Annotated in this window: 8 protein-coding genes; 2 read left to right on the forward strand and 6 right to left on the reverse strand. The window is 63.9% G+C overall.

Annotated features, from left to right (window positions below):
- Window positions 1–290 (forward strand): ACT domain-containing protein (locus tag Q4C89_RS10090; protein ID WP_303102482.1); only part of this gene is annotated, 290 nt, incomplete at its 5' end.
- 70 nt (window positions 291–360) lie between these two features.
- Here the strand turns inward: Q4C89_RS10090 and Q4C89_RS10095 are convergent.
- The 6 genes from Q4C89_RS10095 to Q4C89_RS10120 form a co-directional block, all read right to left on the reverse strand.
- Window positions 361–738, reverse strand: coding sequence for a helix-turn-helix domain-containing protein (locus tag Q4C89_RS10095; RefSeq protein ID WP_303102483.1), 378 nt, complete (start codon window positions 736–738; stop codon window positions 361–363).
- 106 nt (window positions 739–844) lie between these two features.
- On the reverse strand, window positions 845–1858 hold the full coding sequence (locus tag Q4C89_RS10100) for a nitronate monooxygenase family protein (protein ID WP_303102484.1): 1014 nt from the start codon (window positions 1856–1858) through the stop codon (window positions 845–847).
- Window positions 1855–2685 carry a CaiB/BaiF CoA-transferase family protein gene (locus Q4C89_RS10105; protein ID WP_303102485.1) on the reverse strand — a complete coding sequence of 277 codons (831 nt, stop codon included), beginning with the start codon at window positions 2683–2685 and terminating at the stop codon, window positions 1855–1857. Before Q4C89_RS10105 ends, Q4C89_RS10100 begins: the two co-directional genes overlap by 4 nt.
- 105 nt (window positions 2686–2790) lie before the next feature.
- Window positions 2791–3675 carry a TAXI family TRAP transporter solute-binding subunit gene (locus tag Q4C89_RS10110; RefSeq protein ID WP_303102486.1) on the reverse strand — a complete coding sequence of 295 codons (885 nt, stop codon included), beginning with the start codon at window positions 3673–3675 and terminating at the stop codon, window positions 2791–2793.
- A 44-nt stretch (window positions 3676–3719) separates the two neighbouring features.
- Window positions 3720–4328: a hypothetical protein gene (locus tag Q4C89_RS10115; RefSeq protein WP_303102487.1), complete on the reverse strand. Its 609-nt coding sequence runs from the start codon at window positions 4326–4328 to the stop codon at window positions 3720–3722.
- A gap of 146 nt (window positions 4329–4474) precedes the next feature.
- Window positions 4475–5320 (reverse strand): hypothetical protein, encoded by an 846-nt coding sequence (locus tag Q4C89_RS10120; RefSeq protein ID WP_303102488.1) that lies wholly within the window; start codon window positions 5318–5320, stop codon window positions 4475–4477.
- A 194-nt stretch (window positions 5321–5514) separates the two neighbouring features.
- Between Q4C89_RS10120 and acnA the strand changes: the two genes are divergently transcribed.
- Window positions 5515–8244 (forward strand): aconitate hydratase AcnA, encoded by a 2730-nt coding sequence (gene acnA, locus Q4C89_RS10125; protein WP_303102489.1) that lies wholly within the window; start codon window positions 5515–5517, stop codon window positions 8242–8244.
- Window positions 8245–8675 lie beyond the last annotated feature (431 nt).

Below are 8675 nucleotides of genomic sequence, written 5' to 3' on the forward strand. Positions count from 1 at the left end.
GGGACTGGTGGTCGGTGACCCGCACCGCCGATGAACTCTCGGTGGTGTGCGGGGCGAAGCAGGTGCCCGACAATGTGCAGAGCAGCCGGGGCTGGGCAGCGCTCAAGCTGCATGGCCCCTTCGACTTCGGCCTGACCGGAGTGCTCGCCAGTATCCTTGACCCGCTGCGTGACGCTGGGGTGGGCATTTTCGCCGTGTCCACCTTCGACACCGACTATGTGCTGGTCGCCCACCGTGACCTGCCCACCGCACTGACGGCCTTGCGGGAAGCCGGGCACCAACTCCGCTGACCGCCGAAGCTAGAAAAAAGACCTTCCACCCGCCCAGGAAGGTCTTTTTTCTGGCCTGCTCAGCGTTGCGTCAGGCTTTGGCCCAGTCACGCAGATAGTCCGCCACCAACGCACTGACGCTGACGCCCTCGCGCTCGGCTTTGGCAAGCTGCGCTGCCTTTTCCTCACGGGTTATGGGCAGCCACAGGGCCACATATTCCTGACCGCCTTCCACCTTGTACTCGCCGCCCAGTTCGTCGCGCTGCACCACACCGTTTGCTTGCATGTCGTCTCCTCCGGCGGCCATCAGCCAGGCCACCACCCGCGCTTTCAGAAAGCGCCACTCGCGCCCGACCTTGCGGCCCGGCAGTTCACCGCTGCGCACCAGGGCGTAGGCGGTGGTTTCGCTCACCTTGAGATAGGCCGCCAATTCTTCCAGGGTCAGGACTTCATCACCACTCATCGTCATGACCAGACTATGCCAGCCCATCTCAGGTGACATCAAATTATGGCTTCTGATGTTATTTGTCAATATTTAGCACCAGATAACCTCAAGTGATACTTCTGAACGCAAGTTATCCCTCCCCCGCCAGCGCCCGTGCCACCTCTGCCGCCGGGCCGGGGCGCACCTGCCCCACGCCCGTTCCCGCCCACAAGCTGAGAAATTCGGCGCGTCCAGCCTGAGCCGCCGCCGTTCGCATGGGCCGGGTCAGCGCGTTCTGCTGCGGGTAGGGCAAGGGGTGCGAAACTCCCTCGGTCACGGCGTTTTTCAGTCCACGTGCTGGGCGTCCGCTGAAGGCACGGGTCAACACCGTTTCGCCGCCGCGAGCCAGCGCCGCCCGGTAGGGGGCCGAGGTTCCGGCTTCGTCGGTCAGCAAAAAGGCCGTGCCACACTGCGCCAGTTCTGCTCCGGCGTCCAGTGCCGAGCGCACGTCCCCGGCGGTCATCAGGCCCCCGGCGGCAATCAGGGGGAGGTCTATGGCCTGCGCGGCGGCCCGCGTCAGGGCGAAAGTGTCGGCCAGTTCGTCGTGCTGCCAGCCGCCCCGGTGCCCGCCTGCCGCGCCGCCCTGCACCACCACGGCGTCTACCCCCGCCGCCGCGAGCGCCCGCGCTTCGTCCACGCCCGTCGCCGTGCCTATAGCCAGCGCCCCCGCCGCCCGCACCTGCGCCAGTTGCGCCGCGCTCAGCAGGCCGAAGGTAAAGGACAACGCCGCCGGACGCAGCGACAGGGCCGCCGCCAGTTGTTCGGCAAAGTCGGGTTCGGGCCGCTCGCTGAAGCCAGGCGCGGGCAGGCCCAGTTCGGCATGAAAAGGGGCGAGTTCCGCCAGCGCCGTCGTCACTCGTGTGTCGGACACGGGCAAAACTTCCTGCGGAGCGAACAGGTTGAGCGCCCAGGGCTGCGCCGTTTGCCGCTGGATGTCCTGCCCTGCCCTCAGAATCTCGGCAGGCGACAGGTAAGCGGCCCCTAGACTCCCCAGTCCACCCGCCCCGGATACCGCTGCGACCAGGGCCGGGGTGGACACGCCGCCCGCCATCGGCGCGAGCACCAGCGGCAGACGCAGGCCCAGGCGTTCACGCAGCGAAGTCATCCTTCGCCTGCTCCGTCCAGCGCAGCCAGCGGCAAATCACGCTCGGCGGCGAGGGCGACCCAGTGGGCGGTGGGCTGGGTCCGCAGCGTGGCGGCAGCGTCTTCACCCAGCGTCTCGGTCCAGCGGGCGGCGAAATGGGGTTCCAGCGGCGCAGCGGCAATCCAGCCGTCGGCGGTCTGGTAGAGGCGGTAGTTGTCGTAGGCCCCGGAAAGCAGGCCGCCCGGCGCGGTCAGGCCCACCCGGTAGGGCGCGGCGGCAAAGCGGGCGGCGTCGCCCAGACCGACCACCCGTTCGCGCTCTGTCTGGCCCCGTTCACGGCCCAGCAGCAGGGCCAGCGCAGCGGCGTAGGCTTCGCGGCTGCCCATCAGGTCGGCCATCAGGGTGCGCGGCATGGCGGGCTGGGCAGGGTCGATCAGGCCCGCCTCGGCCTGGTAGGTCAGGTCGTGGCCCGCCGCCTCGGGGTCGCGGGTGTCACCCACGATGGTGACGCGGCACAATCGGGGAAAGTCGCGCCCCAGCCGCTCCGGCGATAGCCCCAGCCGCGTCAGCGCCCCCGGACGCGAACTGGTCAGCAGCAGGTCGGCCCCCGCCAGCAGGGTGTCGAGGGCGGCCCGCCCCGCTTCCGTCTTGAGGTCGATGACCTGAACGTCGATGCCCCGGTGCAGTTCGGCGTACCACTCGGGCGACATCTGGGCCAGGGGGTCACCCGCCGGGCCTTCGATTTTGACGACTTTGGCCCCGGCGTCTCGCAAGGAAGCCGCCGCGAGTGGCCCCGGCACGTTGGGCGCGAGGGTGATGACCGTCAAACCGCTGAGAACTCCTGTCATGCTTCTATGATGCGCCGTCAGCGCCCGAGTCTTGATGGGAGGGTAAAAGGAGAAAGGTCGAGCGGCCTACTGCGGCTATGCTCGACCTCTGCTCCTTGCGCCCGCCTACTTGAACAGCGGCCAGTCCTGTTCCTTGAACGTCACTTCCGTCCACTTGGGGTGCATGCCGGGCGTCTGCTGTAGGACGCTCAGTTTGGAAAAGGCGCACTTCTGGTAACGCAGCAGGACGGCGCGGCGCTGGGCGTCGGTGAAGTTGCGGGTCGCCAAAATGCGCTGCACGGCATAGGTCGGCACATCGGAAAAGCCGGGGTAACGCAGTGTAGCGGGGCGGTAGAAGCCGCTGAGGGTGCCCTGCGGCAAATCCAGCGGAATCAGCACGTTCTGGGCCGGGTTCAGGGCTTTGACCCAGTCGGCGGGTTGGCCGACCACCGCCAGCACCGCGTCCACCTTGCCCGCCGCCAGCGCCGCCAGCGTCTCTTCACGGGTCTTGTAGGGCACGACGCTGAAATTCAGCTTGCTCTTGGCCTGGGCGACCTTGGCGGTAATCACGCTGCCGCCCCAGGCCCCGAGCTTTTTGCTCTTCAGGTCAGTGAATTTGGTCACGCCCTTGGTCCGGCCCAGGAAATCCTTTTTGGCAGGGCGGGCAATCAGGTGAATTTCGTCGAAGTTGAGCGGCAGCAGCACCCGCACGTCCTTGGCGCGGGGGTCACGTTCGATCTGGTCACGGGCCTTGAGCACGTCGAGCTGCACGAAGGCGAGCGACACCTGGTTGCTCAGCAGCAGGTCGAGGTTTTCCACGCTGCCCGAAGTCTGGCGCTGGCGCAAATAAGACGCCTCGCCGCACACCCGGCCCACGTCGCGGAACATGTCCGAGTTGGTCGAACCCTTGGGGCTGGTCGCCACGTCCATGAAATTGGCGGGCGCGGCGTGGCCCCCCTGCGTCAGCAAGGCGACCGCCATTCCGAGAGCAAGTTTGCGCGTGAGCTTCATGCCTCAGGGGAGCAAGCAGATGTCAGGCGACCGTCAGCCCCGAGCTACAGGGATGAGCAGGCAAGCCGTGCCACCGCTTTCACAGGTTGCAAATGCGGAACAGTGAACCGAGCCGTGAAAGTCGTTGTCTTCCCTTGCCTGCCCTTGCTGCTCACGGCTTTCCAGACCGTTCCCTGTGCCTGCACGCATAAATCATCCCCCTGCCACCACATTTTGCTGATGTGGTCGGTTCGGGTCTGCGGCCCATCGCCAAAATTGTTCACCACAGTCAGGCGGCGACCGCCCACCAGATTCCACAGCCGCAAGGTGTTGCCTCCCGCCCCAATCAGGTACTTGCCGTCGGAGGACCAGAGCAGTTGTCCCTCGACAGCCCCACCCTTCAGTCGCAGAATCTGCCCGCCCGGACGCACCAGATCCACCTCACACAGCAATATGCCGAAAAAGGACACGTCCAGGCAAAATTGCACGGCGGCAGCGTCGCCACGCGGCGAAAGGCGGATAAGCCGGGCCTGGGCCAGCGCCACATCTCCCGATTTGGGAACGGGAACCTTCACCGCTTGCCCACTCGGGGAATGCACGGCGACCGTTGGGGAAGCCGCTTGAGCTACCGGACTGCCTGCCAATACCGCCAGCAACGCCAGAGTTCTGAACATGCCTCAGCCTAGGCGCGGGTCAGGAGGAAAGCGTCCGCCGAAAGTGGGAGGAAGGTCCAGAGTGGCAAGGTCAAGGGCGGAAAGGAAAAAACGCTTTTCTCCATCAACCATCAGGCCGAAGGCCGAACCCATCAACCATCAACGCCTCAGCCGCCAACCTCGCGCACCAGCCCCAGCACGGCGTTTTTCATGTTGCCCACCGCTTCGCCTTCCATCAGCACTTCGCCCGTTTCCTTGTCCACCACGCGGGCATGGATGATGGGCTTGCCGTCACGCCCCCGTTCCAGCACGATTTCCAGCCGCTGCTCGGGCGACAGCCCTTCCTTGGCGTACTGCAAACACCACGCGGCCCAGTTGACTTTTTCGGCAGGCTCGGCGGCGGCTCTGGCGGCCTGTTTTTCGTGGTACTGCTGGGTCTTCTGGGCGACGTGTTCGCGCACCACGTCGTAGCGCTGGGCGGGCGAAAGGCTGTCGAAGGCGACTTCCTCGCCGCTTTCGGGGTGGTAGACGGTTTTGTCGGGCGTCATTTTCTGCACCACGCCCGCCATGATTTTCAGTTCGGGGGCGGCGGCCTCTTCCCAGGGGGCCAGGTCGCCTTGCTCGGCGGCCTTGCGCTCCTCGACCAGACGGCCCACCATCCGCTGCTGTTCAGGCTCTAGCGCATCGAGAATCTTGACGGCGGGCTTGAAGCTGCTGGCCTGCTTTTCGTGCTTGGCCTCGATTCCCAGCGGCGCAAGCTGCCGGGCGACCACCGCCGCGTCCATGATTCGGTCGGCCTGCCGCAGATTGAAGCCCCAGCGGTCGCGCAGATAGGTTTCAAAGTCGGCGTGGGTTTCGCGGTAGAACCCGTTGTCCCGAATTTCCGCCAGCGCCTGTCCCGTGCGCTGAAAATCGCGCAGGCCGTCGCTGACGGTCTGTTCTAGGGCCTGAAAACGCTCTTCCTCATGGGGCGCGAGGGCAGCATCGGGAAAGGGGAGGTCGAGGTCGGTCATGGCGGTCATTTTGCCCCAACCGACCTCCGTAGGCCGTCCTTGGCACGACGACAGAGGCCATGCAACCTGTGTCGTCTCTATAGGAGTGACGAAGATACCCCTTCGTGCCTGCCCCGGTAACGCCCGAAAAACACGTCACGCGCTCTATGATGGGAAGGTAAGCCCCTACAGGCTCAATTCAAGGAGGATTTTCCATGTCGGACAAGGCAATGAATCTGTTTGGCACCCGCGATACCCTGACGGTTCCCGGCGGCCAGAAGTACTACTTCTACAACCTCAACAAGCTCCAGGGCCATGACGTGTCGCGCCTGCCCGTCAGCATCAAGGTGCTGCTGGAAAGCGTGCTGCGCGAAGCCAACGACTACGACGTGCGCCGCGAAGATGTGGAAACCGTCGCGGGGTGGAGCGCCAACAACCCCGAAGTGGAAATCCCCTTCAAGCCCGCCCGCGTGATCTTGCAAGACTTCACGGGCGTGCCCGCCGTGGTGGACCTGGCCGCCATGCGCTCGGCGATGGTCAAACTGGGCGGCGACCCTAGCAAGATCAACCCCCTGATTCCCGTTGACCTCGTGATTGACCACTCGGTGCAGGTGGACGAGTTCGGCACCGAGTTCGCCCTCGCCAACAACATGGCGCTGGAATTCGAGCGCAACCGCGAGCGCTACGAGTTCCTCAGATGGGGCCAGCAGGCCTTCGACAACTTCGGCGTGGTGCCCCCCGCCAGCGGCATCGTTCACCAGGTCAACCTGGAATACCTCGCCAAAGGTGTGCAGAGCCGCCCAGAGTCGGTAGATGGGGACGACGGCGAAGTCGTGTACCCCGACTCCCTCGTGGGCACCGACTCGCACACCACCATGATCAACGGTCTGGGCATCGTGGGCTGGGGCGTGGGCGGCATTGAGGCCGAAGCGGTGATGCTGGGCCAGCCCATCTACATGCTGATGCCCGAAGTGGTGGGCTTCAAGATTACGGGCCAGATGCCCGAAGGGGCCACCGCCACCGACCTCGCGCTGCGCGTGACCGAAATGCTGCGCTCGGCGGGCGTGGTAGGCAAATTCGTGGAATTCTACGGTGCGGGCCTGAGCAACATGACCCTGCCCGACCGCGCCACGATCGCCAACATGGCCCCCGAGTACGGCGCGACCATGGGCTTTTTCCCCGTGGACGACGAAGCCCTGCGCTACCTGCGCCGCACGGGTCGCCTGGACACCGAAATCGAACTGGTCGAGGCGTACTACAAGGCTCAGGGCATGTTCCGCACCGACGAAACGCCCGACCCCGTGTTCACGACCACCATCGAGCTTGACCTGGGCACCATCGTCCCCAGCCTGGCTGGCCCCAAGCGCCCCCAAGACCGCGTGGCCCTGGGGGACATGCACACCGTCTTCGATGAGGCGCTGAAGGCTCCCGTCAAGGCCCGTGGCTTCGAGCTGCCCGAAGGCAAGCTGGACGCCCAGGGCACCATCGGCGGCACCGACATCAAGATCGGGCACGGCGCGGTGACGCTGGCTTCTATTACCTCCTGCACCAACACCAGCAACCCCAGCGTGCTGATCGCGGCGGGTCTGGTCGCCAAGAAGGCCGTCGAGAAGGGCCTGAAGAGCAAGGCCTGGGTCAAGACCAGCCTCGCCCCCGGTTCTCGTGTGGTGACCGAGTACCTGGAAGCCGCTGGCCTGCAAAGCTACCTCGACCAGATCGGCTTCAACACCGTGGGTTACGGCTGCATGACCTGCATCGGCAACAGCGGCCCCCTGCCCGAACCCACCGTGCAGGCCATCAACGAAGGCGACCTCGTCGTGGCCTCGGTGCTGTCGGGCAACCGCAACTTTGAAGGCCGCGTGAACCCCCACATCAAGGCCAACTACCTCGCCAGCCCTCCCCTGGTCGTCGCCTACGCGCTGGCCGGAACCGTTGTGAACGACATCGTCAACGACCCCATCGGGCAGGACGCGGACGGCAAGGACGTGTTCCTGAAGGACATCTGGCCCACCAACGCCGAGATTCAGCAGGTCATGGACAGCGCCATCAACGCCGACATGTTCAAGAAGGTCTACGACGGCATCGAGAAGAGCAACCAGGACTGGAACGCCATTCCCGTGGCCGAAGGCGACCTGTTCGACTGGAAGGAAGACAGCACCTACATCCAGAACCCGCCCTTCTTCGACAACCTCGCGGGCGGGGCCAGCGAAATCGAGGACATCCGCAGCGCCCGCGTGCTGGTGAAGGTGGCCGACTCGGTGACCACCGACCACATCTCCCCCGCAGGCAGCTTCAAGGCCGATACCCCCGCTGGCAAGTACCTGACCGAGCGCGGCATTCCCGTCAAGGACTTCAACTCCTACGGCAGCCGCCGTGGCAACGACCGCATCATGACGCGCGGCACCTTTGCCAACATCCGCCTGAAAAACCAACTGGCCCCCGGCACCGAAGGCGGCTTTACCACCGACTTCACCACCGGCAACGTGACCAGCATTTATGACGCCAGCGTGAACTACAAAGAGCAGGGCATTCCGCTGGTCGTGCTGGCAGGCAAGGACTACGGCATGGGCAGCAGCCGCGACTGGGCCGCCAAGGGTACCTTCCTGCTGGGCGTGAAGGCCGTGATTGCCGAGAGCTTCGAGCGTATTCACCGCTCCAACCTGGTGGGCATGGGCGTGCTGCCCCTGCAATACAAGAACGGCGAAACCGCCGACAGCCTGGGCATCACGGGTGAAGAAACCTTCGACTTCATCCTGCCTGCCGACCTGAAGCCCCGCCAGGACGTGCAGGTCAAGCTGACGGACAAGGACGGCAACAGCCGCGAAATTACCGTGATGTGCCGTATTGATACCCCCGTAGAGATTGACTACTACAAGAACGGTGGCATTCTGCAAACCGTGCTGCGCGGCATCCTCGCCAAGAGCAAGGGTGAAGTGAAGGCGTAAGCTTAAGCTTAAACTGAGTCGAAGAAAGCCCCCACCCATTTTCGGGGCGGGGGCTTTCTATATATTTCTAGTTAGGATGGAGAAAATAGAATTACCTGTTGAACTTTATCTAGTGGAAAAGGGAAAACTATATCCCTGTGAAATCACGCCCGGAAATATTTTTTTGGGGATGTGCGTCAATTTTAAGTTTACCGAGGATGTCGCGCACTTTACGCTATATCCAGAGAAGCAACACATCCCCTTCTTTGTAACAATGATTGAAAGGGTTTTAGATAGCCCATTCACTGGAGAAGCATTGCGTCTTTGGATGAGAAGCACTGTCCCTAGTCATATTTTCGACGAACACATAGACGAGATTCACAATCCTATCAGCCACCTTACGGCGATTAGGGGTTGACAGTTGAGGCGGAAGGTGCGAAGCGAAGATTGTA

The organism is Deinococcus sp., assembly GCF_030523985.1.
Taxonomy (GTDB): Bacteria; Deinococcota; Deinococci; order Deinococcales; family Deinococcaceae; genus Deinococcus.